This window comes from Bradyrhizobium sp. LB14.3, from assembly GCF_040547985.1.
Classification (GTDB): Bacteria; Pseudomonadota; Alphaproteobacteria; order Rhizobiales; family Xanthobacteraceae; genus Bradyrhizobium.
Window position 1 is genome coordinate 50734 of record NZ_JBEPQT010000016.1, and the last position, 23103, is coordinate 73836.

Consider the following 23103-nt stretch of genomic DNA (forward strand, 5'->3'; position numbering starts at 1 on the left):
GATGACCAGCCGAGCTAACATTGCCTGTCTCGGGGCCGGCCGCATGGGCCGCGGCATCGCCGTCGCGTTCGCCTACGCGGGGCATACGGTCACGATGATCGACATCAAGGCCCGTTCAACGGAAGATTTCGCCAGGCTGGAGGCTGACGCGCTCGGCGAGGTCAGGAAGACCTTTGCCAGCCTGTCGAAGCTGGGGCTAGTGACCGAGGCGGATGTCGATCCGCTCATCGCACGGATCTCGGTGGTGCCGGCCAGCCAGAGCGGTGTTGCACTATGCGACGCAGGAATAGTCTTTGAGGGGGTCCCCGAAGTCGTCGAACTGAAGAGAGAGATCCTGGGGGCGGCTTCAAAGCAGATCGGCCCGGATACGATCATCGCCTCAACGACGTCGACCATTCTCGTCGACGATCTCTCAGGTGCCATCGCGAACCCCCGACGCTTCCTCAACGTGCACTGGCTCAATCCAGCCTATCTGATACCGCTGGTCGAGGTTTCGCCCGGCAAGGCTACCGATCCTGCCATCATCGACGAGGTCAAGGCGCTGCTCGAAGGCATCGGCAAGGTGCCGGTGGTCTGCGCGGCGACGCCCGGCTTCATCGTTCCGCGCATCCAGGCGCTCGCGATGAACGAGGCCGCGCGCATGGTCGAGGAAGGCGTCGCCAGCGCCGAAGAGATCGACAAGGCGATCCGCTACGGCTTCGGCTTCCGCTACGCCGTGCTCGGGCTGCTCGAATTCATCGACTGGGGCGGCGGCGACATTTTGTACTACGCCAGCCGCTATCTCGAAGGCGCACTTGGCAGTGACCGGTATCGCGCGCCGGACGTCATTTCGCGGAACATGCAGGAGGGCCGGATTGGCCTGCGCACGGGCGCAGGCTTTCTCGATTATTCCGGCCTCGACGTCGACGCCTATCGGGCAAAGCGGCTTCAGGCAATGGTCGACCTGCTCCGGCACTTCGACCTGGCGCGGCCCCCCGTACTCGATCGCAATTAGCCGAAGACGTCCTGAAGCACCCCTTCACGCACCACTGCGACGCCATCGAGCTCAATCGTCGTCCCCATCATCGGCAGATCGAAATGGCCCGCCGTGTAGCGGCCGGCGAATTCATTGGCCCCCGTCGAAAACAGGAAGTTGCCGGAGACGGCGCGAATCTCCGTGCCGTTGGTATCGCGCTGGTCATACATCGACAGCGCCTCGTAGCGTGCGCCCGGATTCATGCCGAAACCGACATGGGATACCGCATAGGCTTCCCGATCGCCCCAGGCCGCGAGATAGGCACGCATCATCGCGGCATCCGTGCCCTCGCCGTCGAGCTCGACGACATAATCGTCCTTCAGTGTCATCTTCACCGGAGATGTCAGGTAACGCTTGAAGGTCAGGTTGATGTCGCCGGGCGCCATCACCAGCGTGCCATTGATCGTTCCGCTCTTGGGGAAGCTGACAACGATGCCGCCGGGCCAATGCGCCAACGTACCGGGCTTGTCCGTCCACCCCCACACGCCGACCGTGGACGCGCCGACCATATCGACGTCGAGCGCCGTGCCGGCTTTTGACGTCACCCGCATCCGCTTGGTCCCGCGCAGCATCTTCGCCGCTGCGCGAACGCGCTTCTCCAGCGCCGGATCCGGCACCATCCGCTCCAGCGCCTCGGGATGCTCGTTGGAGATCACCAGGATGCGCGCACCGGCCTTGAGGATCTCTGGTGTCTCCACGGCATGCATCAGACCCTCGATGGTGCAATCCACCACAAAGCCGGCCTGTTGAAGCGCGGTGATGACCGGCCCGAGCCGTTGGATCGCCTCACTCGCCCCCGTTGAGCGAACCGGAACAATATTCCGGTTACGCGGGGTCGGCATAACCACATGAAACGGTCGCGCGCCCATCCGCAGCAGCGCGAGCTCCGCCAGATGAACATTCAACGCACGAGACTGGGTTTCCGAGAGGATCGCGGCGGTATCGCCGGCCTTGACGGCGCATCGTTCAAAGATCTCGCAAAATGCGTCGATCCATTTAGCCTCAATGCGATCAGCCAGCATGGTTTACTCCCGTCTTCTGGTTTCTTCTTCGCAGTTCATGCTTCGGGGAAACCCCGCAGCAGGTACGCGCGCACGGCCCCCAGCAGACCATTCAGGATCAACCCCAGCAGCGAGATCGTGATTAGCGGCACGAACATATCGACGGCCTGAAAAGTCCGGGCCGCCGTGACGAGCGCATGTCCGAGCCCATCCGTCGATGTGATCATCTCGGCCAGAAACACCACGATGCAGGAAATGACAAGGCCGATCCGGCAACCGGTCAGGATCGACGGCATCGCCGCCGGCAGCACCACCTTGAACAGGATCTCATAGCGCGGCGTTCCCGCCGCCATGGCCGACCAGATCAGCTTCTGCTCCACCGTCGACGCGCCGTAATAGGTAGAGAGCAAAATGGGAAAGAGTGCGTCTGCCGCCACCAGCGTGATCTTCGATCCGTGTCCGAAGCCGAGCAGCAACAGAAGTGCCGGATAAAGCGCAACCTTGGGCAACGGCGCCAATACGCGAACAATCGGCCGAACCACGGCGTTGATGGCCGGATTGGCGGCAGCGGCGATGCCGACGCTGACACCGAGCACGACCGCAATCGCAAAGCCGGCAAACAACCTGATCAGGGTCGCCGCGATATCCTGCTGGAACGTCCAGGAAAAAAGTTGCTGGAGCAGCCGGCCGAAGACGTATCCCGGCGGCGGCAGCAAGACTGCAGGCGCAAAGCCAAATGATACGAGGCCCTGCCATAGCGCGAGCACCAGCACGATTGGCGCGAGCCCGAGGATGCTTGTGGAGTGAAGGCGCGATGTCATGAGAAGCTCAGCGGCATGTCGAACTGAGGCTCGGACCACCGCACCAGCCTTGCGCGGACCCGCTCGAACATCGCATCCAGGCAAATTCCCATTGCCCCCACGACGATGATCATCGCAAAGACGGTGTCGTATTGGCCCATGTCGAGCGCGTTGAACAGGATATTGCCGGCGCCCGACTGGCGGGCAATCATCTCGCTGGTGATCATCGTGATCAGCGCCAGCACGAGTCCCGTGCGGCACCCGGTCAAGATTTCCGGAAGCGCCGCCGGCAGCACAATCCGGACCAGCCGTTGCGCAGGTGAAAGCCCCATCGCGGCGCCCGACCAGAGCATTTTCTCTTCCACTGCCTTGGCGCCCTCGAAGCTGTGATAGATCACGGGCAGGCTGACGCCCAGAAAGATCACCAGCGTCTTCGTGACATCACCGACGCCCAGCCACAGCATGATGATCGGCATCAAGGCCGCCTTCGGCACCGGATAGATGATCATCAGCAGCGGATTGAAGAAGGCCGCAACGGCCCGGCTGCGGCCCATCAACAGGCCCAGCGGAATCGAGATCAATACCGCTATGCCGAATCCGATCGCCATGCGGCGCAGCGAGGCCAGGATGTTGATCAGCGATTCCCTGTCGCCAAGAATGTCCGGAATCGCCCGGATCGCCTCGATCGCCGTTGGAAAGCTGTCATTCTTTAGCGCGAACGACGCCACCTGCCACATTGCGAGCAATCCGATGCAGGCAAGCACCGGGGCAGCACGTCTCGCCAAGGCAGCAGGCGATATCATGACGAAGACCCAATTAGGTCGCTCTCGTCGAACATCCGCTCGATCTCGACGACGTATTTCTGGTAGCGCGGGTCGAGCAGCAGCTCGTTACGCCGGCGTGGCCGCGGCAGGTCGATGTCGATGACGTCGCGGATGCGGCCGGGCGATGTCGACATCATGACGACCTTGTCCGACAGGAAGACGGCCTCGTCCACAGAGTGGGTGACGAACAGCACCGTCTTGCGATCACGCTCCCAGATGTTCAGGAGATCGTTCTGCAGGCGCGTCCGGGTGTGAGCATCGAGCGCACCGAATGGCTCGTCCATCAACAGAACCTCAGGATCGTAAGCCAGCGTTCGGGCCAGTGCCACGCGCTGCTTCATGCCGCCGGACAATTCCTTGGGATAGAAGCCCTCATAGCCCTTGAGTCCGACCATCTCGATCAGGGCCCGGCTCTGCGCTTCCGCCTCAGTAGCCCGCACGCCCTGCTGACGCGGGCCATACATCACGTTACCCAGCACGGTCTTCCACGGAAACAACGCGAATTCCTGAAACACCGGACCGCGATCCGGCCCTGGCCCCGTGATTGTCCGTCCCTTTATCTTTGCTGAGCCGCTGGTCGGGCTGACGAAGCCGCCGACGACGTAAAGCAGGGTCGACTTGCCACAGCCGGACGGACCAAGGATGGAGACGAAGGCTCCCTCGTCGATCGTCAGCGAGATGTCCGATAGCGCCACATGATCCTTGCGCGTCGAGGTCTGGAAAACCTGCGAGACGCGCTCGATCTCGATGATTGCAGAAGCCGGTTTTTGCGGCCTCACCGGCCTCACCCATTCGCTCGATCTCGAAGGCACTACCTTCATCCCGTCTCACTTCACTCGCGCGAATCCTGCGCAACAGACTCGCTGAACGTCCCCGTCAGCGGCACGAGCTTAGCAAGAAATTTGCCAGACTACCGACTGTTTCCGAGCAGGTGCGCCGCGTCATTCGAACCAGGGCCATTCTGCGGGCCCTTCATGCGTGACAGCACCGCCTGGCGCCTGGCCAACCAGTCGCGCATATTTCGCGAGGGCGCCAGCACGGTGACGAGGCGGACGCGGCTTCCAATTGTGCCGGCGAGCAGTGAGTTCCTGCTCGTCGACGAGCATATCCATCCGCCGATTTGCAGCATCAATCCGGATCTTGTCGCCATCGCGAACCAGCGCCAGCGGACCGCCAACGAAGGCTTCGGGAGACACATAGCCGACGCACATTCCGCGAGTGGCGCCAGAGAATCGTCCATCCGTGATCAGGGCCACCTTCTCGCCCATGCCCTGTCCATAAATCAACGCGGTGACGCCAAGCATCTCGCGCATGCCTGGACCGCCCACCGGCCCTTCATTGCGGATCACAAGCACGTCGCCCGCACTGTAGCTGCGGTCGCGAACCGCTGCGACACAAGCTTCTTCGTCTTCGAAGATGCGCGCCACACCTTCGAACATCTGGCTCTTCAAGCCCGCGACCTTGATCACCGCGCCATCAGGACAGAGGTTTCCCTTCAGCACTGCCACGCCGCCATCGGGCATGATTGGCGCCCGAGCCGCGTAAACGACCTCTCCGTCGGGTGCGTTGGCGGCGCCATATTCTTCGGCAAGGGTACGCCCCGTGACGGACAGGCAACTGCCATCAATATGCCCGCTCTGGATCAGCTCCCGGATCATCACGGCCGCGCCGCCGATATCGTAGACATCCTTCGCCGTATATTTGCCTCCAGGTCGCAGGTTTCCGATCAGCGGCGTTCTCGCAAAAACCTCGCCGACATCATCGATCGTGAATGCGATCCCGGCCTCGTTCGCCATCGCCGGCAGATGCAGCGCAGCATTGGTCGAACCACCCGTGGCAGCCACGATTGCCGCACCGTTTTCCAGGGATTTCCGCGTCACGATGTCGCGCGGCAAGGGCCCGCCGCGCTCCAGCATCTCCATGATGAGGCGCCCCGCCCGCCTGGATATCTGGGAGCGCTCGGCATAGACGCCCGGCACCATCGACACGTTGGGAATGGTGAGGCCCATCGCTTCAGACACCATCCCCATGGTGTTCGCGGTGAACTGCCCGGCGCACGCGCCGATGGTCGGCAGGCAGGCGCGCTCGATCCGCTCGAGCGTGGCGCCGTCGATCTCTCCGGTCATGAAGCTGCCGACAGCCTCATAGGAGTCGAGCACGGTCAGGGCCCGCCCGTCCACACGGCCCGGCAGCGAGCTACCGCCATAGATGAAAATGGACGGCACGTTGCACCGGACCATCCCCATCATCACGCCGGGAAGCGTCTTGTCGCATCCGCCGTATCCGATCAGCGCATCGTAGGCGAGACCATGGACGACGGCTTCGATCGAATCGGCAATCAGCTCCCGCGAAAACAGGGAGAACTTCATCCCCTCGTGATTCATGCTGATGCCGTCGGAAACCGACACGGTCGAAAACTCGCGCGGCGTCCCGCCGGCCTCCTCGATGCCCGTCTTGGCCGCCGCGACCTGGAAGTCGTGGGTCATGTTGCAGGGCGTCTGTTCGCCCTTCATGCTGACGACGCCCACCATCGGCTTGGCAATCGCAGCGTCGTCGAGCCCCATGGCCCGCATGAACGCGCGGTGCGGGGCCCGATCGAGGCCGTCCGTCGTGATCCGTGATCGCAACTTCTTCATACGTGCATCTTCTTCATGCAACGTCCGGATCATCCTGAACGCCGCGACTTCCTCACTCGGATCGTTCGCCTATCGCCTATTGCAAAGGAGCGACAATCGTCGAATGCTTGAATTGCGCGACATCCAATTTTGGTAGCATCCCTGTCTCCGCGTAGATGTCCAGCATCTTCTGGATCGCAGGGAAATTCGGTGCCGCACCGGGATCGCGGCCGAAATCATTGTCCTTGAGCAGATAGGTCTCGAGAACCGGAATAGGTGCCTTCAGGACTTCGTTGACCACCTTCAACGTCTCTTCGCGGTTGGCCAGCACTTTCTTCATGCCGGAGGTGATGTCACGCACGTAAGCCTTCACCAGCTCCGGGTTCTTGTCGACGAAATCCGCACGGCAGGCTTCCAGGATATGCACGATGTTTGGCATGGCCTGCGACAGCGAGAACAGTTTGCGAGTGCCGCCCTTTGCCTCCGCGCGCGCGGCAAACGGCTGGTTCATGTTGACCGCATCGACACGGCCCTGCCGCAGCGCATCTTCAGAAATGGCAAAGCCGACCTCGACCAGCTTGATGTCCTTGGCCGGATCGACGCCATTCTGCTTCAGCAGCAGATTGAACGGGCCTTGCGTGCCGCCGCCGATCACGGAGATCCCGACCGTCTTGCCTTTGAGATCGGCGATTGACTTGATCGGGGAGTCGTCCATGACGGCCCAGTAGACCGAGAATCCGCCGGGCTTCTCGAAGACGTGCTGCGCCACAATGTAGGCCTTGAGGTTGCCTCCAACCACTCCGTTGGCGAGCGACAGCGGCGCCTGCGTCGCGCAATCCAGCGCGCCGGCCGCCAATGCCTGCGTCATCGGAGCGGTGCCCTGAAATTGGGTCCATTCGATGTTGTAGGTCTTGCCGATATTGGGAAACTCAGCCGGTCGGCGCATCATCCAGTACTTGGATTCCTCAGCCGGAATCGTCCAGCCGACACGGATCGTCTGCTGCGCCCATGACGAGCCTGCACTCGCACTCACGGCCGCTGCCGCCCCCAAAGCCAGGATCCACTTCGAAACGGTTCGCATCGTGCCCACTCCGCTGCTCCGGCACCGACCGGCGCCATCCAATCCGACCGCCGCAAATGTTTCATGGTTCAAACAATCAAGCAAGCCATGCGGGCCGGGCGGTTTCGTCGTGGCATGCGCCATGTATGGTAATGCAGGGTCGCAGAGCGACAGATGGAGGCAACCTATGGCTGAAGCGAGCAGGACAAACCCGCAAGGCGTCGAGCGGCTCGGCTATCTCGGCCTTGGACTGATGGGGACACCCATGACCCGGCGCCTGCTCGAGACCGGCCATCAGGTCATTGTCTGGAATCGTTCGGAAGGGAAGATGGCCGCGCTCGTCGAGGCCGGCGCCAGGCGTGCAGCCACCCCACGCGACTTGATGGAGAGCTCGGACATCGTCTTCATGTGCGTGACCGATGCCGCCGCCGTCGAAGAGGTGATCTTCGGGCCCGAAGGCCTTTCAACCGCTGCCGGAGCAGGGAAGCTCGTGGTCGACTTCTCATCGATCCATCCTGACGCCGCACGGGACCTTGCAGCGCGACTGAAAGCTGCGAATGGAGCTCGCTGGATCGATGCACCGGTGTCTGGCGGCACCAAGGGCGCCGAGGAAGGCACCCTTGCGATCATGGCCGGCGGAGAAGCAGGCGACATCGAGAGGGTTCGGCCCTATGTGCTCGCTATGGCACGCAGGTTCACCCACATGGGCCCGACCGGCGCCGGCCAGACTACAAAGCTCTGCAACCAGGTGATTGTCGGATGCGCGATGGCTGTGCTTGCCGAAGCAACGCGCCTTGCCGTGAACGCCGGAATCGACGCCACGCGATTGCCCGAAGCACTCGCCGGCGGCTTCGCAGACTCCATTCCGCTTCAGCTGTTCGTGCCACGGATGGTCCAGGGCATTCACTCACCGCCGCTCGGTCACATCGCTACAATGCTCAAGGACCTCGATACGGTCGCCGATGTCGCGCAGACGACGTCAACGCCGGTACCCATGGCTTCGCTTGCGGGACAACTTTTCAGGCTCGCCAAGGCCGCGCGAGGTGCGGATGCAGATGCACTCGAAATCTACAAGCTTTCGGCGCGGGAGCGCTGAACCGTCCAGCGCGAGCTGAAGCACGTTAGGGTAACTTCTTGGGCTCGTCGTCGGCGAGAAATCGACCAAACGCGCCCCGCGCGAACAGCAGCGGCTCCGCCGCATTGTAAGCATAGGCCTCGACTGCACCGAGAAAGATCACATGGTCGCCGCCGTAATAGCGATTGACCGAGCGGCATTGAAAATTGGCGACGCTCTCGGCGAGCACCGGTGCGTTGCCCAGGCCCGGCGTCCAGTCAACACCGGTAAACTTGTCATCCGACGACTTGGCGAATTTGCTCGCAAGCGCCTGTTGCGAAGCGCCAAGCACATTGACGGTGAAATGACTGGCGTTCTGGAAGATGGTCAAACTGGACGAATAGACGACCAGGCTCCAAAGAACCAGCGGAGGATTCAGGGAGACCGAGGCGAACGAATTGCATGTTAGGCCATAGGGCTTGCCATCAGGCGCCGCGGCCGTGATGATCGTCACGCCCGTAGCGTAGGTGCCAAGCGCGCTGCGAAAATCACGGGGATCGATCGGCGAGCTGTCGTTCGCGAATTCGTTGGCTGGATCGGGAACGGCCGGTTGCTTCGGCAGATCATTCATCGGCCGGCCTCAAAGCGTGAGATTCTCGGACGGCAGGCCCAGCGCCACGCGTCCATAATTGGTCCCGGCCGCATCGAAATTGAACGCGAGATGCGAGTTGATCGCGTGCGCATCGCGGAACTGCCGCTGCAACACGCCCGTCGTGAACAAACCCCGCGCTCCGCTCGCGGCAAACAGCATCGAAACCGCATCCGTGCAGGAGTTTACTGAATAAGCCCCGTCGCGCCGGTATCTGGTCTTGGTCGCCATATCGGGGACATGACCGCGCCGCGCATCCTCCATGGCATTCAGACAGGCCGAGCGCATGATCAAGCGTGCGGCGTCGATCTTCGCCGAGGCCTCTGCGATCTTGATCTGGGTGCTTTGAAAGTCGCTCAGCTTGGCGTGGTTGTAGGTGGAAATGCGATGACGGACGACCTCCGCATAATCGTCGAGACACGCCTGCGCGTTCCCCAGCGCGACGCCGGAGAGGACGTAAGGAAACAGCGCGAACACGGGGAGCGCATACAGCGAATTGGGATTGAGCTCGCTCCCCGGAGTCGGACCGCCGGCAAGATCGCCCACCGCGACCGTCATGTAGTCGGGCACGAAAACGTCCCTGACCTCCACGTCGCAAGACCCTGTGCCGCGCAGTCCCGCGACATTCCAGGTATCAAGGACCTTGTAGTCGGCTTTCGGCAGCAGAAATATCCGATACTCGATGCCGTCTGCCTCATCGTCGGAGTAAACCACGCTTGCGAGCATGTTCCATGCGCAGGAGGCAACGCCCGAAGAGAACGGCCAGCTGCCATGGAGCCGGTATCCCCCCTCCACTCTCGTGGCGCGTCCGGCGGGAAATATGAACGAGGATGCGATCAGCGCGTCCGGATCACGGCCCCAGACCAGATCCTGCGCCGACGGCTCGAACATGCCGAGCATCCAGTGATGGCTCGCCAGATTGGCCAGATTCCAGGCCACCGAGGCGTCTGCTTGTCCGAGGAGGTCCGCGCAATCGATTAAGGCGACATAGTCGAGTTCTGCGCCGCCAATGCGCCTGGGCTGGAGCATCCGGAACAGGCCGGCCTCGTGCAGGTCCAGTTCGGTCTCCGGCGGCAGGTGCCGCAGCTCTTCCGTTCGTGCCGCGCGGTCTCGCAGCCGTGGTACGAGCGCCCGGGCCTTCGCGACCATTGCCGCATGGGCACGTTCATCGGATTGCGCCCCCGCGGGCTGGCCCACGCTCGGCTCTTGACCAGGCGCCATTGGTATCCCTCGCTTTCACGCAGTTATGAGGCGAGACTTTTGCCAAATCAAGCCGAGGCGGCGCCCGCTGGGTATGGTCGACCTGAACCCGGCCGCCCGGGAAGGATTGCGATGTCGCGAAGGCGGTATCGCGACGCCGAGAACTGCGAACCGCGCCAGGCTTAGCCTGCAGGATCAACCCCTCAGGTTCAAACCGACGCCGAGGGCTTACCTGAGCCAAAGACACCCCTTTGGGTGAACTGCGATATCCGACGCTCGTCATAACCGAGCGTATCACGTAAAACCTGCTCCGTGTGCTCGCCCAGCAGCGGAGCAGCCACAGGATCAACCGAACCGGTCAGGCTCATGGCAATAGGTGGCTCGATGTTCGGGACCCACTCTGCCGTACGATGCGGAATCCGGCTCAAGCGATGGCGCTCTCGCGCCTCCGGTGCATTGAACCCCTCCTCGACCGTCCGGAGATAGCCGACCGGGATATTGGCGAGCTTCATCTTCGCCATCCAGCTCTCGAGGGTATCGCTTGCAAAGACCTCCGCGATGGCTGCTCGCAAAAGCTCCTTGTTCTCAGAGCGGGCTTTGCGCGTTGCAAACTGCGGATCGGTTATGAGATCAGGCCTGTTCAGCACCTCGACGACCAGCCTGCGATAGAGCCGGTCGTTGGCACACGCGATGTAGAGCGGCCCATCGGAGGCCTCGTAGACGCCGACGGTGGGAGACCCGCTCGGCGAATTACCGAACCGCCCAGGGTTCTCGCCATTGATCAGATAAGCCATGCCGTAGAAGCTCGTCATGCCCATGGCGATGTCGAACAGGGCGACCTCGACATGCTGGCCGCGACCGAGCCGATCCCGCGCCAACAGCGCCAGCAGGATGGCGTTGCAGGCAGACATCCCCGTCGCTATGTCCACGATGGGCGGGCCGGTGCGAACCGCCGGTCCATCGGCAAATCCGTTAAGCGACATGAAGCCGCTTTCCGCCTGCGTGATCGGATCAAAACCGGGACGCGAGGCAAACGGCCCGGTGCGCCCGTAGGCGGAGATCGAGCAATAGACCAGCTGCGGATTGAGCGGCGCAACAGCTTCATAATCGAGGCCAAATTTCTTCATGACCCCGCTGGAAAAGTTCTCGACGACCACGTCGGCCTTGCGAATCAGATCCAGCGCAATCTCACGAGCCTCCGGTACGGTCAGGTCGAGCGCGATGCCGCGCTTGTTGCGATTCAAGCTGAGATAGGCAGCACTCTCTCCACCGATCTCGGCGTGTTCATACGCACGCGTGTCGTCGCCGCCGTCCGGATTCTCGATCTTGATGACGTGCGCGCCGAAATCGGCAAGCGTCTGCGTACAGGCCGGACCGGCAACCACACGCGTGAAATCGACGACCAGTAGACCATCGAGTGCGGTCAGCCCTCCCGTCGTCCGCGGCGAACGTTCCGGCAGTTGTGGCTTGGTGGGCATCGATCGAGCTCCCTTACATCGGCTTGTGGTCGCCGAATTTCCTGCGAGAGCAAACTTAAAGCGCGCCACCGCTGACTTCGCAAGTGCTTCACCCGCATCGCTCGAATACGCAAAAGGGCCCGGCAGCTGTCAAGCTGCCGGGCCCTTGGACGTTTCGTGCTGCGCTTCATCTCGCGCGAACCATCTTACGTTGCGCGAATCACGTGTCGCACCGCGGGAAACCTGGCTCCATTCGCTCAGCGAAGCCGCTTTCGCCAGTAAAGCGTATGCGACCAAGCCCAGGGCACTTGGGGCTCAAAGAGCCGATAGCCCGCCCGGATGAAATTATTGGCAGACACCGGATTGTCCGTCGTATCCGAGACGATGCTGTCCCATCCAATACGCCGTCCCCTCGCCTCGATCACCCGCATCAGCCTGCACTGAAGATCACGTCCCCGATGCCGCTGCAACACACCGACCCTGGAGAAGTAGCCGCCATTTCGAATGTGCGTTGAGGGCACGACACCGGCGAAGGCTACCGCCTCATCGCCGTGATAGGCAAGCCACCACGCCCCTAACTCGAATTGTGGCAAGGCAGCCGCATCGAAGAACGTCAACTGATGCAGATCGGCCAATGTCTCGGCGATGTCGTCATCGGATGCATCGACAATGCGAATTCTGTACATGAGACGGTCCATTGGCGAAGAATGACGTGAGTGGAAGTACAGCAATGTCGTCGCGGTTGAGGCTCACTTGCCGAGCACGACCTTGACGCCTAGCCAAACCGCACCCATCAGGCCGGTGGCAATCACTGTAATGACGGCCTTGAAGGTGTAGCTCTGCGCCTGCTCCACGCTCGTTCGCCATCGGCGTAGGTGCTGAAAATCAGCCCTTAGCTCCTTTCGGTCGTCATCCTCGATTCCAAAAGAGGCCAGCACCGATGCCACCTTCCTCAATACGATCGCATCGATATTCGCCTGCTGAAGCCTGTGTTGCTCGGCCAGCGTCTCGGCAACGATTGCCCTGATTTCATCATCTGGCATTTTCACCGCTTGATGATCCTTGCGACATTTTCGAAGCCGCGGTTAGCGAAGTAGAAGGACACAACCAGATTGGCTCCGGAGACCGCAGCGGCGCGAGCAAATGCCCAACTCCGCGACCGGCACGTTCGCGCGTGCACGGCCAGCAATGGTTCGGACGACGGCGGCACGACGCCGCGGATGGTCTTGAGCGCGCGCAGGCAGGCGTTCTGGAAGGCCTCCTCGGCGGTGTCGAGATCGCGGAAATAGCGCAGCAGCGCGCCGACCGCCTGGGGGCGCGCCGAGGTCAGCGCGGTCTCGATCCAGGCGGTATCGGCCTCGCTCACGTCAGATTCCCTCCGGGCCTGAACACGCCGACCGGACGCACCTCATAGGCGCCGCCGGGATTGGCCGATCCGAGGTCGCGCGCAACATCGAGAGCCTCGTCGAGGTTCTTGCAATCGACGATGTAGAAGCCGAGCAACTGCTCCTTGGTCTCCGCATAGGGGCCGTCGAGCACCAACGGCGCGCCGATCGGCGCTCGAGGTTCGACGAGTGCGTGGCCGCAATGCGCCACCGCCGTCCGATCTCGAAATCAAGACAAAAAAACCCGCGGCGGATGTTTTCCGCGCGGGTGAACCAACTCGTCTCGATGATATCATTCTGCCGGTGTGTTGCCCGACGTGTCAAACGAACGAATTCGCCAAGGCTGCGTTAGGCGATCAGGAGGACCGACAGATGACACGCAACACTACGTCCCAACAGACGTCGCGAAATCTTCCAAGACAAAAGCCGCGCATCGAGAAGGAGCGCAACACGCGAGAGGCCATCGTTGAAGACGCCGGCGAGACGGAGGACAAGGGCCGCGATCTCGTGCACGGCGACGGCGGCACCATCAACCTTCCCACCAAGCCCGGCGATTTGTCGAAGGATGACTAGGCCGCTTCCGCGGGCGGCACGCATCTCAATGATGCCATTCTGCCGGTGTTTTGCCCGATGTGTCAACGTGGCGGACGCGGAAGGGGGATTTCCTCTCCCACTCAGATATGTGGTGTGCAACGGGCTTGCTTCAAGCCCCCGGCCCTGCCGTAGAACCCTCGACCCGAACAATATCCAAACTCGAGGGGGTCACCACATGTCCGTATTGCATCCGACGTCCCGGCCGCGCGGCCACACCACACCGGCCCGCGCCGGCGACGCGACCGACCACGCCGTGGTGATCGTCGGCGGTGGCCCGACCGGCTTGATGCTGGCCGCGGAGCTCGCGCTCGCGAATGTCGACGTCGCCGTGGTCGAACGGCGCGCCGACCAGGAGCTATCAGGCACGCGCGCAGCATCGAGATCCTCGACCAGCGCGGCGTCGCGGATCGTTTCCTGCGCGAAGGACAGATCACCCAGCTCGCCGGCTTCGCCTGGACCACGCTCGACATCAGCGACCTCCCCGCCCGGCACGCTTACGGGCTCGCACTGCGGCAGAGCCATATCGAGCGCATCCTGGCCGGCTGGGTCGAAGAGCTCGCTATGCCGATCTATCGAAACCTGGAGGTGACGGGCTTCGCGGAGGACGAGACCGGCATCGACCTGACGCTCTCCGACGGCGAGACCTTGCGCACAAACTATCTGGTCGGCTGTGACGGCGGCCGCAGCCTGGTGCGCAAGGCCGCCGGCATCGAGTTCGCCGGCTCCGATCCGACGCTGAGCAACCTCATGGCCGAGGTCGAAATGCGCCAAAAACCGGCTTGCGAGCCGGCCTGGGGCCTGCGCCACGATGCGCTCGGCTTTCACGGCCTCAGCAAGACCACGAGCGGACGCGTGCTGGTGGTCTTGACCGAAGCGACGCTCGACCGCACCGGAGAACCCGGCTTGCGCGATCTCAGCGAGGCCCTCGTCGCCGTGTACGGCACCGACTTCGGACTGCACAGCCCGTCCTGGATCCCGCTTCACCGATGCAGCACGGCAGGCCGTGTTCTATCGCAAGGGACGCGTGCTGCTCGCCGGCGATGCCGCGCATATCCATCATTCCGTCGGCGGACGAGGCCTCAACATCGGCGCGCAGGACGCGGTCAATCTCGGCTGGAAGCTCGCGCAGGTGGTCAAAGGCATATCCCCCGAAAGCCTGCTCGACACTTACAGTGCCGAGCGCCATCCCGTCGCCGCGCGCGTGCGACGCAACACCATGGCGCAAATCGCCCTGCTCCGCCGTGGCGAGGACGGCCTCAAGGCCGCGCGCGACATCGTGGCGGAGCTGCTCGCGATGGACGAGCCGCGCCAGCGTTTTGGCGCGATGATGAGCGGGCTCGACGTGCACTATGATCTGGGCAAAGGACATCCACTGCTCGGGCGCCGCATGCCCGATCTCGATCTCACGATCGACGGACGACCGCTGCGATTGTTCACGCTGCTACATGGCGCGCGGGGCTTGCTGCTCAATTTCAGCAAGACAGGCGGCCTCGACATTGCGCCCTGGGCAGATCGCATCGATCGCATTTACGCCGATTGCGACGGCCCGTGGCAGCTTCCGGCGATCGGACAAGTCGCAGCACCAGGCGCCGTGCTGGTGCGGCCCGACGGGCACGTGGCCTGGGTGGGAGATCAGCGCCAACACGAACTCGCTAACGCGCTGACGAGGTGGTTCGGACCGGCTGCGGCCTGGAAGGCAGATACGGGACTGGCGCACTTCCCGACGTGAAAACACTGCCCGCATTCGACTCATTGACACGACTGAGACGGCGGACCTCTTCGGGAGCGACTACTCCCGCGGCGGAAGGGAGCAGTGGTTCTGGCGAGTATTGGGCAGGCATAGCGCCGGCCGGCGTGTCGGTCCAGTTTCCGAGGCAATCGACGAAGGAACCGGCGGAAACAGCCTCTTGATCAAGCTGTGCGTGCTCGGTCAGCGGCGATCCGGACATCGACGACGCGGAGCTACTGCTGGTCGTGGCGCCAGTCATGCCCCCGTCAATGAACGCGTTGTACGCAGGCGCTCCCGTTGAGAACACTCCTCTACTATCTGCGACGAGCTCCTTCGTCCCGGCGGCGCGCGACCACAGGCCGGCATCCATGTTCTCGATCGACCTCGACGACCTCTCCGGCGCCCCGGCCCGCCGCCTGCTGGCGCTGCACCTCGCCGGCGTGCATGCGTTCGCGACGGCAATGAGGTGGTCCGCATCGGGCGCTGAAGGAGGTGGGACGACGGTAGCGCGGAGGTGAAATCGATGCGCACTCATCGGTCGCCGCGGCGCTGCTGCCCGAGCCGATGCGGTCCACCGCAGCTCGCATCCTGCACCGCAAAATGAGTAAGCCACTCAAGCCGCTCAGACTAGCCGCGCGCACCCCCGAAAGATTCTTCTAAACAAAATAGCAAATGACAAAGACGGTGCGAAACCGGCGGCCTAGGCTTGAGACATCACCGCGCCTCACTCGGCATCGATCGGCAACGACAACGCCGGGGTTGCGCTCCCCCTGCTCGCACGATGGACATGCGCCATGCTGACGCGTCGACGCTTCAAGCAGACCAAACCCCTCCATGAGCGACTCGCAGACGAAGCGACACGCCTTCGCGAGGAGGCGCGCACGCTCGCGCCGGGGCGCCGCCGCGAGATGCTGCTGCGCCGCGCGCGGCAGGACGAGACGGCCATTCGCATCGACGCCTGGCTGCATTCCCCGGGTCTGAGGGCTCCGACATGACACAGCAATATCGCGCCTACCTGGTCGGCGAAAACGGTGTCTTCCGCTCCGCCGAAGCTTTCGAGGCCACGTCGGATGCGACCGCGCTCATCTTCGCGCAGCAATTCACGCGGCACGGCAAGGTCGAGGTCTGGCAGCTCGGCCGCAAGATCGCCGTGCTCGAGCCCGAGCAGTCGGCGACATTGCTGACGCGTCAATGATCGCGTGATTCTGAAGCTGTCCTGAAGATCTCGATCGCGAACGAGAAGTTCACCTGCATCACGGGACCTGCGGCATCGCGAACGTCGATCGCCATCGTCTGCCTGCGGCCGGCGGGAGGCGCGGAGAGGATGGCGTCGCGCGCCATATCCGCGACCGACTTGGCGGCCTCCGCGTGAACGGAGCGAGGGCTTGCCAGCTCCAGCCCTTCCTCGTCGAGCGCTACACCGGTCTCGTCGCGCAGGTCGAAATAATATCGGGGCATTGCAGCATCCTTTGCCGTAATAGGTCCGAAGCGGACAAAGGGTTTCCGGCGGCACGAAAAAATCTGTGGGGAATCAACGAGTTCCAGGAACTCCAGCGTCCTGCTCGCCGATTCCGCGCCTGCGTCACGGATGCGCGCGCCACAACGGCCTATCACTCATCCCACGACGACGGTTTCAAGCAAAACAAGCAACCAGACAGGTGCTGCCGCCGACCCAGTAACCGCGCGGAAGCCGAGCGTGAAATTCGATGAAGACGCGAACGCGGCAGCATCAGTTGCCGCGTTCGTGCCCGGTCTCTTCACGGGCGAAAGCGACAGGGGCGAAATGACACTTGCCACCCTCACTCCTCCGCAAGCTTCCGCTCGATATAGGCATCCACCGTCTCGGCGAACGAGCGCTGCACGCCGACCGCGGCACCATGCTGGTCGAGTGCATCGCGCTGGAGCACGCGCAGGCCGCGCCCGCGCATGCACACCGGCGCCGTGTTCAGGTATGAATCGATAGCGCCTTGGGCGAGCGGGACGGCTTTCGGGTCGCCCCTTGCGATCAGAAGGCGCAAGAGGCTCTGGCATTCGGCCAAACCTGGCATGGGATCAGCGCCTCACGCCTGCTGCGATGTCGACTTCGGCCGCTTGACCGGCTGGGTGTGCGTGCCGAACAGCGCCAGCAGAAACGCGACTTCTTCCTTCGAGCCGACCTGGATCATGGTGATCTCCTTTTCGCCTGGTTGGTCGGGCGCCGCGGGCGGGGAGTTCGAGACTATCTGGTTTCAGCACTGTTTCAGGCGTGTTTCGTCGAGACGCGCCATGCCGCATTGGGCACGCAAACCGGCCGGAGCACGGCCCCGGCAGCTACGCGACAGCGAAAAACACGCCACCCGATTAGGAACAGCTTTAAGGGCCAAAGGGTTATTCGGGTGTCGGTCCGGATGAACGACCGACAACCTCCACGGCCTCAGCTCGGCCCGCCGCGCTGGGGCCGTTTCTTTCCACTCGCAGGTCAAAGCAGGCCAGAGGTTCAGCCGCTATGGGGGCAGCGTTGGCAGCCTGAAGGCGCCGACCGAGGCGGCCTTAGTTTTGATCTCGTCTGGGCTTCTCCCAGCATAGCTTGTTGCACCCGGAGCACCGAAAGATGGCAATCGCCCCGTCCGGTGAAGCAACCGCGTCGATGAACGTCATGGGTATGTTGCACGCAGCACAAATAGGCCGCTGCCTGGTGTCTTGGTTCGCCATTCCGCGCAACGCGGGAACGGCGGACGAGGTTTCTATTGTTCTGGAGGCTCAGGGTGCCAGATCTTCGGAACCCGTTGCTGAAGCAGTGTCGTTGACATCTCGATCTGCTCCCGCGAACGGCGCAGCAATCGTCGTGTCGTTTGGCTTCCGTCAAGCTGGTGCGTTTTCTGCACGTCGAGATAGGCCTCGAATTCCTTGCTGATGAGCATGACAAGCTCCCGTCTTCCTGCTCTATTCGCAGCGTAGGTTATGAAACGATTTAGGACAGTCCAAAAGTGAACACGGGAAGCTCGCCTGCAGCCATCCGGTGCGCTCTTGCCCTCTTGCGCAATCCGAACCCGCGCCTTTCACCTCACGTTCACGACCCGCCCCTAAACCACGGCGAGAAACGGCACGTAGGTAGGATCACGTAGGTAGGATCATGTCCTTTGACCCGATGGCCGCTGCGGTTGACTGGCTCGATGCCTACCGCGACGGCGATATCGAAACCATTCTGGCAATGTATGCTGACGACGCGGTGGTCCATTGCGGCTGCGGCGGCATGAATACGATCTCGGGCCGGCAAGGCTTGTGGGAGTAAGGCTTGCGGGAGTATTGGGTCGATCGCATGAAGAACTACCCCGCATCCCGCCTGGACAACCTCCAGCCGACCGCGGACGCAACGATCATCTCATACGTTTCCCGCGACGGCATCGTGAGCGCGATCCTCACTTTTAATGCCTCCGGGAAGATCGCGGCGCTGAGCTGCGGGCCTTCAAACTAGCTGTTTTTCAGGGTCTGCGCTTCTGCGGGACCGCCGGCAGACAGCCTCGCTCACACCCAGACCTCCTCGCGGCAACCATCGCACCGGTAGATCAGGACCGGGCGATCGCGTTGCACGTCGAGGATCGAGGTCAGGTAGTGCGTGGACGTCTCGCATTTGGAGCACGACGGCCCCGGCTGATGATGATGGACTCTCAACGGCCCGGCTTGCTGGTCCTTGCTCATCTCCCCCTCGCTGGCGAACTGAGTTCTAAGTCCCAAAGTGAACGTTTGTTCCCTGGCGCGGTAGCGCTTCTAATTCATGGGCGCGCCTAGACGTCCCATGATCGCGCGCTGATCCTCGGCGTAGTCCTGAACGACTTGGTGGGATTCCTGCCGTCGCCCTTCGCCCAGGGTCGGGACGGTGCAGATGCGCGCGGCGCGGCGCGCCAGTTCATCGTAATTTTCCGCCACCTTGCGCAGCACTTCCCGCGTCTCGGCGTACTCGCAATTGTCCGCCTTGGTGCGGAATTCTTCTGCCCGCATTCGCCAGTACCGCGGAGAGTGCATCCTTTCGGCGCCCATGGGCCACTCCTAGGTTGGGTCCAGCCAATTCCTGTTCGTTAATGGACCGCGCGTCCAGATGTTCCCGTCCCGAATCAAACGTAGACAGCGCAGCAAACTGCAACCAATGGCGGCAACGTCTCGCGGGACTGATCGACTTTAGTTCAAATGCAGCAAGGCACATTCGGCAGGATGCAATTCGTTCGCGCCATGCTGGAACGTGTCCCTTGCGAAAGACGCAATCGGGAAAGCTTCGGAGAGATCGTCGATGTATTACGTCGCCGCTGCATTGCTGGTGCTGTCGGGACTGTTCTATTCCGCAAGCCATCACGAGATCGGCTCGTTCGGCGTCACCATGTGCACCTATGGGAGCGCGTTCTGCGACAATCCGCTGATCGTCTTTTCCGGCGCCGCGCTGGCCGGCGCCTGGGGCATGTTCGTCAGCATCAAATAGTCCCGAAGCGTACTCGCTCAGGGGACAAACACCTCGCTGCTCTCCATGCGCACGTTGCGGACGCGCGACGGCCGTCCATGGTCGCCGGTTGCGCTAGGGATGTGCGCAAAAGCGGGCACCGAGTGTTCTTCGATGATGCACTTATACAGGTGTTTCGCCCGACGAGTCAAAAGTCGATTAGCTTTATCAGAAATGAGCGAGAAGCCAGCTCATGCGCCGCTCGGAACCTTGTTCCCTCATTAGCATTTGCTAAGGACGCCCCCGACCGAGGTCCCCTCCTGCCATGACCGACAGTGCCCTCACCCCCCCGAAATCGTCGCCGACGCTGTTGCAAAGGCTCGGGCCGGGTCTCGTCACCGGGGCGGCCGACGACGATCCGTCCGGCATCGCCACCTATTCGCAGGCCGGCGCGCAATTCGGCTATGGCTTGCTCTGGACGGTGTTTCTGACCACACCGTTCATGATCGCCATCCAACTCGTCAGCGCCCGGATCGGCCGCGTCACCGGCAAGGGGCTGGCTGCCAACGTGATGCAGATCGCGCCGCGCTGGGCGGTGCTAACGCTCGTCGCCATGCTCGTCGCCGCCAACACCTTCAACATCGCCGCCGACATCGCCGCGATGGCTGAGGCGCTCTCGCTGGTGATCGGCGGCCTCAACCACGAGCACGCGCTGATCTTCGCGGCGGGCTCGACCCTGCTGCAGGTGTTTCTGCCATATCGGCGCTATTCGCCGGTGCTGAAATTCCTCACTTTGGCGCTGTTCGCCTATGTCGCGACGGCCTTCACCGTGAATATCCCGTGGAGCACGGCGCTGCTCGCGGCGGTGTGGCCGAAGGCCAATGTCAGCGCCGACTACCTCATGATGGTGGTCGCCGTGCTCGGCACCACCATCAGCCCCTATCTGTTCTTCTGGCAGGCTTCGCAGGAGGTCGAGGAGATGAATCAGGGCAAGCGCGACAAGCCGCTTCGCGGACTGAAGCGCGGCGGCAATCCCGAACTCGCGCGCATCAGGGTCGACACCCTCGCCGGCATGCTGCTCTCCAACGGCATCGCCTTCTTCATCATCCTCACCACCGCGTCGGTCCTGCACGCACATGGCGTCACCAACATCAACTCGGCGACGCAGGCCGCCGAAGCGCTGCGGCCGCTCGCCGGCGACTTCACCTTCGCCCTGTTCGCGACCGGCATCATCGGCACGGGCCTGCTCGCAATTCCGGTGCTGGCGGGCTCGGCCGCTTACGGCGTGGCGGAGATCTTCGGCTGGCGCGCGACGCTAGAGGCCAAGCCGGACGAAGCGGTCGGCTTCTACACAATCATCGCCGCGGCGACCATTATGGGCTTCGGGCTCGGCTTCACCGGGATCGGCTCAATTCAAATGCTGGTGTGGAGCGCCGTGCTCAACGGCGTCGTCGCCGTTCCGATCATGGCGATGATGATGCTGATCGTCTCGAGCAAGGCGATCATGGGCCGCTTCAAGGCCCGGTCATGGCTCATCGTATTGGGCTGGCTCGGCACCGCGTTGATGGCGCTGGCCGTGCTTGCTCTGCTCGGTTCCTCCGCGATCGGCTGACTAACCTTGCGACAATGGCCGTAAAACGTCTAGGGCCAGGCCCGCTGCGGGCTTCACGCCGATCCGTGGTTGGCCTAACAATTGCGACCAGGGCCGGGGCTTGCGACCGGGCCTCAAGAAAAAGCAAAGCCCGGCCGGGCGACGGGGAGCGACATGACCAAATCATCAAAAGCAACAAGTCTCGAAATTCTCGCCTGCGATGCCGGTTGGAGAAACTACCACTTCGTCAAGCTGACGACCGAAGACGGTATCGTCGGCTGGAGCGAGTTCGACGAGGGCTTCGGCTCGCCCGGCGTCGGCGCTGCGATCCAGCGCCTCTCCGCCCGCGTCATCGGGCAAAACGTTTTCCGGCACGAGCGAATCTACGCCGAGCTGTTCGCGGCCACACGTCCCGCCGCCGGCGGCGTGGTGGCGCAGGCGCTCGGCGCGATCGAGAACGCACTGCTCGATGCCAAGGCGAAGTGTCTCAGCGTGCCCTGCTACGAACTGCTCGGCGGCAAGATCCGCGACCGCGTCAGGGTCTATTGGTCGCATTGCGCGACATGGCGGATCAATCATCCGTCCTGGTACAAGCCGCCGATCGAGAACCTCGACGGCGTCAAGGCAATGGGACGCGAGGTGCGCGAGAAGAAGTTCACCGCGCTCAAGACCAACATCTTTTCCTACGACGACGGCAAGCCGACCGGTTGGCGGCCGGGATTCGGCTCTCCCTTCGCCCCCGAGATCAACGTCGACCGCAAAATCCTGCGCGACCTGCGCATGCATCTGGAAGCGATCCGCGACGGTGCAGGCCCCGACGTCGACATTCTGCTCGACTGCAACTTCAACGCCAAGACCGAGGGCTATCTGAAGATCCTGCGTACCATCGCGGACCTCGACATGTTCTGGATCGAGATCGACAGCTTCAACCCGGAAGCGCTCGGTTACATCCGCAGGCAAAGCCCGCATCCCATCTCGTCCTGCGAGACGCTATTGGGCCTGCGGGAATTCCTGCCCTATTTCCACGAGCAGGCGATGGATGTCGCGATCATCGACACGCCCTGGAACGGCGTCTGGCAGTCGATGAAAATCGCAGCCGCCGCGGAAGCGTTCGAAGTCAACGTCGCACCGCATAATTTCTACGGCCATCTCTGCTCGATGATGAATGCGCATTTCTGCGCCGCGGTGCCGAACCTGCGCATCATGGAGATCGACATCGATCGCTTGGCATGGGACCGCGAGCTGTTCACGCATGAGCCGGAGATTGCGAACGGACATCTGGTTATTCCAGACCGGCCCGGCTGGGGCACCGAGCCGAACGAGGAAGCCCTTCGCGCGCATCCGCCAAAGGCCAGCGGCGGGCTCCTCAACTACGGTCGCAAAGGCTAAGGCCGACTACGGCGTCACGGGATTGATGGTCGGGGACGTGTTCGGCCCCGGCCGCTCCGGCTCGATCGGCGACTTCTGTTCGGTCGGGAGCACTGCCGCACCAGCGGCTCGCGCAGCTTCTCCCGTGGTCGCATACATCGCGACGTGAGCCGGCTGCGTCTTGGCGCGATTCCATGGCCCATGATCGACGATGAGCATCGCAGCAATCGTCACGCCGGCCACAATCAACGCAATCACGCCGGGATGGCGAAGCGCTGACAACATGGAGTTTGCGAAGCGATCAGTTGCCATCGTATGATCCATATTTTTTCCTCTCGCAGGTTAATTCAATG

The 23103-nt window shown here is 62.6% G+C and carries 27 protein-coding genes and 3 pseudogenes; 11 read left to right on the forward strand and 19 right to left on the reverse strand.

Annotation, left to right across the window (positions count from 1 at the left end; genetic code table 11):
* The first annotated feature begins 1 nt into the window (after position 1).
* Entirely contained in the window at positions 2 to 994 is a 993-nt protein-coding gene (locus ABIB00_RS25560; protein ID WP_354106272.1) for a 3-hydroxybutyryl-CoA dehydrogenase, read from the forward strand.
* On the opposite strand, the gene ABIB00_RS25565 is transcribed toward ABIB00_RS25560, so the two are convergent.
* The 6 genes from ABIB00_RS25565 to ABIB00_RS25590 form a co-directional block, all read right to left on the reverse strand.
* Positions 991 to 2037, reverse strand: a complete 1047-nt coding sequence (locus ABIB00_RS25565) for a 2,5-dihydroxypyridine 5,6-dioxygenase NicX family protein (RefSeq protein ID WP_354106273.1) — start codon at positions 2035 to 2037, stop codon at positions 991 to 993. The genes ABIB00_RS25560 and ABIB00_RS25565 overlap by 4 nt on opposite strands.
* 35 nt (positions 2038 to 2072) lie before the next feature.
* Positions 2073 to 2837, reverse strand: a complete 765-nt coding sequence (locus ABIB00_RS25570; RefSeq protein WP_354106274.1) for an ABC transporter permease — start codon at positions 2835 to 2837, stop codon at positions 2073 to 2075.
* Positions 2834 to 3619 carry an ABC transporter permease gene (locus ABIB00_RS25575; RefSeq protein WP_354106275.1) on the reverse strand — a complete coding sequence of 262 codons (786 nt, stop codon included), beginning with the start codon at positions 3617 to 3619 and terminating at the stop codon, positions 2834 to 2836. The genes ABIB00_RS25570 and ABIB00_RS25575 overlap by 4 nt, the downstream gene beginning before the upstream one ends.
* Positions 3616 to 4461 (reverse strand): ABC transporter ATP-binding protein, encoded by an 846-nt coding sequence (locus ABIB00_RS25580; protein ID WP_354106276.1) that lies wholly within the window; start codon positions 4459 to 4461, stop codon positions 3616 to 3618. Before ABIB00_RS25580 ends, ABIB00_RS25575 begins: the two co-directional genes overlap by 4 nt.
* A 120-nt stretch (positions 4462 to 4581) precedes the next feature.
* On the reverse strand, positions 4582 to 6276 hold the full coding sequence (gene ilvD / locus ABIB00_RS25585) for a dihydroxy-acid dehydratase (RefSeq protein ID WP_354106358.1): 1695 nt from the start codon (positions 6274 to 6276) through the stop codon (positions 4582 to 4584).
* Positions 6277 to 6352: 76 nt separating this feature from the next.
* A complete protein-coding gene (locus tag ABIB00_RS25590) occupies positions 6353 to 7336 on the reverse strand; it encodes an ABC transporter substrate-binding protein (RefSeq protein WP_247443805.1) in 984 nt (327 codons plus the stop codon).
* Positions 7337 to 7502: 166 nt separating this feature from the next.
* Here ABIB00_RS25590 and ABIB00_RS25595 point away from each other — a divergent pair, with 166 nt between their 5' ends.
* A complete protein-coding gene (locus tag ABIB00_RS25595; RefSeq protein WP_354106277.1) occupies positions 7503 to 8411 on the forward strand; it encodes an NAD(P)-dependent oxidoreductase in 909 nt (302 codons plus the stop codon).
* A gap of 25 nt (positions 8412 to 8436) precedes the next feature.
* Here ABIB00_RS25595 and ABIB00_RS25600 read toward each other — a convergent pair whose 3' ends face one another.
* From ABIB00_RS25600 to ABIB00_RS25630, 7 genes and pseudogenes are all read right to left on the reverse strand, one after another.
* Positions 8437 to 9000, reverse strand: a complete 564-nt coding sequence (locus tag ABIB00_RS25600; RefSeq protein ID WP_354106278.1) for a flavin reductase family protein — start codon at positions 8998 to 9000, stop codon at positions 8437 to 8439.
* A gap of 9 nt (positions 9001 to 9009) precedes the next feature.
* Positions 9010 to 10239 carry an acyl-CoA dehydrogenase family protein gene (locus tag ABIB00_RS25605; protein WP_354106279.1) on the reverse strand — a complete coding sequence of 410 codons (1230 nt, stop codon included), beginning with the start codon at positions 10237 to 10239 and terminating at the stop codon, positions 9010 to 9012.
* A gap of 188 nt (positions 10240 to 10427) precedes the next feature.
* Positions 10428 to 11696, reverse strand: a complete 1269-nt coding sequence (locus ABIB00_RS25610; RefSeq protein WP_354106280.1) for a CaiB/BaiF CoA transferase family protein — start codon at positions 11694 to 11696, stop codon at positions 10428 to 10430.
* Between the two features lie 236 nt (positions 11697 to 11932).
* The gene (locus tag ABIB00_RS25615; protein ID WP_354106359.1) at positions 11933 to 12361 is read right to left on the reverse strand and encodes a GNAT family N-acetyltransferase; all 429 of its coding nucleotides are present in this window, start codon (positions 12359 to 12361) and stop codon (positions 11933 to 11935) included.
* 63 nt (positions 12362 to 12424) lie between these two features.
* A complete protein-coding gene (locus ABIB00_RS25620; RefSeq protein ID WP_354106281.1) occupies positions 12425 to 12724 on the reverse strand; it encodes a hypothetical protein in 300 nt (99 codons plus the stop codon).
* A gap of 152 nt (positions 12725 to 12876) precedes the next feature.
* A pseudogene (locus ABIB00_RS25625) lies at positions 12877 to 13041 on the reverse strand (RNA polymerase sigma factor); the annotation flags it as partial.
* A pseudogene (locus ABIB00_RS25630) lies at positions 13038 to 13220 on the reverse strand (YciI family protein); the annotation flags it as partial. The pseudogenes ABIB00_RS25630 and ABIB00_RS25625, both read right to left, overlap by 4 nt.
* Positions 13221 to 13432: 212 nt before the next feature.
* Here ABIB00_RS25630 and ABIB00_RS25635 point away from each other — a divergent pair.
* From ABIB00_RS25635 to ABIB00_RS25655, 5 genes and pseudogenes are all read left to right on the forward strand, one after another.
* Complete coding sequence (locus tag ABIB00_RS25635; protein ID WP_354106282.1) at positions 13433 to 13633, forward strand: hypothetical protein; 201 nt, start codon at positions 13433 to 13435, stop codon at positions 13631 to 13633.
* 307 nt (positions 13634 to 13940) lie between these two features.
* Positions 13941 to 14380: pseudogene (locus ABIB00_RS25640) on the forward strand (FAD-dependent monooxygenase); the annotation flags it as partial.
* Between the two features lie 184 nt (positions 14381 to 14564).
* Positions 14565 to 15383 (forward strand): FAD-dependent monooxygenase, encoded by an 819-nt coding sequence (locus tag ABIB00_RS25645; protein WP_354106360.1) that lies wholly within the window; start codon positions 14565 to 14567, stop codon positions 15381 to 15383.
* A gap of 794 nt (positions 15384 to 16177) precedes the next feature.
* Positions 16178 to 16378, forward strand: coding sequence for a hypothetical protein (locus ABIB00_RS25650; protein WP_354106283.1), 201 nt, complete (start codon positions 16178 to 16180; stop codon positions 16376 to 16378).
* Positions 16375 to 16578, forward strand: a complete 204-nt coding sequence (locus tag ABIB00_RS25655) for a hypothetical protein (protein ID WP_247350673.1) — start codon at positions 16375 to 16377, stop codon at positions 16576 to 16578. Before ABIB00_RS25650 ends, ABIB00_RS25655 begins: the two co-directional genes overlap by 4 nt.
* Here the strand turns inward: ABIB00_RS25655 and ABIB00_RS25660 are convergent.
* From ABIB00_RS25660 to ABIB00_RS25670, 3 genes are all read right to left on the reverse strand, one after another.
* Entirely contained in the window at positions 16572 to 16841 is a 270-nt protein-coding gene (locus tag ABIB00_RS25660) for a DUF6894 family protein (RefSeq protein WP_354045137.1), read from the reverse strand. The two genes, ABIB00_RS25655 and ABIB00_RS25660, sit on opposite strands and share 7 nt — an antisense overlap.
* Positions 16842 to 17182: 341 nt before the next feature.
* Entirely contained in the window at positions 17183 to 17431 is a 249-nt protein-coding gene (locus tag ABIB00_RS25665; RefSeq protein ID WP_354106284.1) for a hypothetical protein, read from the reverse strand.
* A gap of 675 nt (positions 17432 to 18106) precedes the next feature.
* Positions 18107 to 18283, reverse strand: coding sequence for a hypothetical protein (locus tag ABIB00_RS25670; protein ID WP_354106285.1), 177 nt, complete (start codon positions 18281 to 18283; stop codon positions 18107 to 18109).
* Positions 18284 to 18495: 212 nt separating this feature from the next.
* Here ABIB00_RS25670 and ABIB00_RS25675 point away from each other — a divergent pair, with 212 nt between their 5' ends.
* Complete coding sequence (locus tag ABIB00_RS25675) at positions 18496 to 18654, forward strand: hypothetical protein (RefSeq protein WP_354106286.1); 159 nt, start codon at positions 18496 to 18498, stop codon at positions 18652 to 18654.
* Positions 18655 to 18887: 233 nt separating this feature from the next.
* Here the strand turns inward: ABIB00_RS25675 and ABIB00_RS25680 are convergent, their stop codons facing one another.
* Together ABIB00_RS25680 and ABIB00_RS25685 are read right to left on the reverse strand one after the other, a co-directional pair.
* A complete protein-coding gene (locus tag ABIB00_RS25680; RefSeq protein WP_354106287.1) occupies positions 18888 to 19061 on the reverse strand; it encodes a hypothetical protein in 174 nt (57 codons plus the stop codon).
* A gap of 69 nt (positions 19062 to 19130) precedes the next feature.
* The gene (locus ABIB00_RS25685) at positions 19131 to 19400 is read right to left on the reverse strand and encodes a hypothetical protein (protein WP_354106288.1); all 270 of its coding nucleotides are present in this window, start codon (positions 19398 to 19400) and stop codon (positions 19131 to 19133) included.
* Between the two features lie 247 nt (positions 19401 to 19647).
* On the opposite strand from ABIB00_RS25685, the gene ABIB00_RS25690 reads away from it, so the two are divergent.
* From ABIB00_RS25690 to ABIB00_RS25700, 3 genes are all read left to right on the forward strand, one after another.
* Positions 19648 to 19833: a hypothetical protein gene (locus ABIB00_RS25690; RefSeq protein WP_211398252.1), complete on the forward strand. Its 186-nt coding sequence runs from the start codon at positions 19648 to 19650 to the stop codon at positions 19831 to 19833.
* Positions 19834 to 20116: 283 nt separating this feature from the next.
* Complete coding sequence (locus ABIB00_RS25695) at positions 20117 to 21403, forward strand: NRAMP family divalent metal transporter (RefSeq protein WP_354106289.1); 1287 nt, start codon at positions 20117 to 20119, stop codon at positions 21401 to 21403.
* Positions 21404 to 21556: 153 nt separating this feature from the next.
* Entirely contained in the window at positions 21557 to 22771 is a 1215-nt protein-coding gene (locus ABIB00_RS25700; protein ID WP_354106290.1) for a mandelate racemase/muconate lactonizing enzyme family protein, read from the forward strand.
* Positions 22772 to 22777: 6 nt separating this feature from the next.
* Here ABIB00_RS25700 and ABIB00_RS25705 read toward each other — a convergent pair whose 3' ends face one another.
* The gene (locus ABIB00_RS25705) at positions 22778 to 23062 is read right to left on the reverse strand and encodes a hypothetical protein (RefSeq protein ID WP_247444028.1); all 285 of its coding nucleotides are present in this window, start codon (positions 23060 to 23062) and stop codon (positions 22778 to 22780) included.
* Positions 23063 to 23103: the final 41 nt, after the last annotated feature.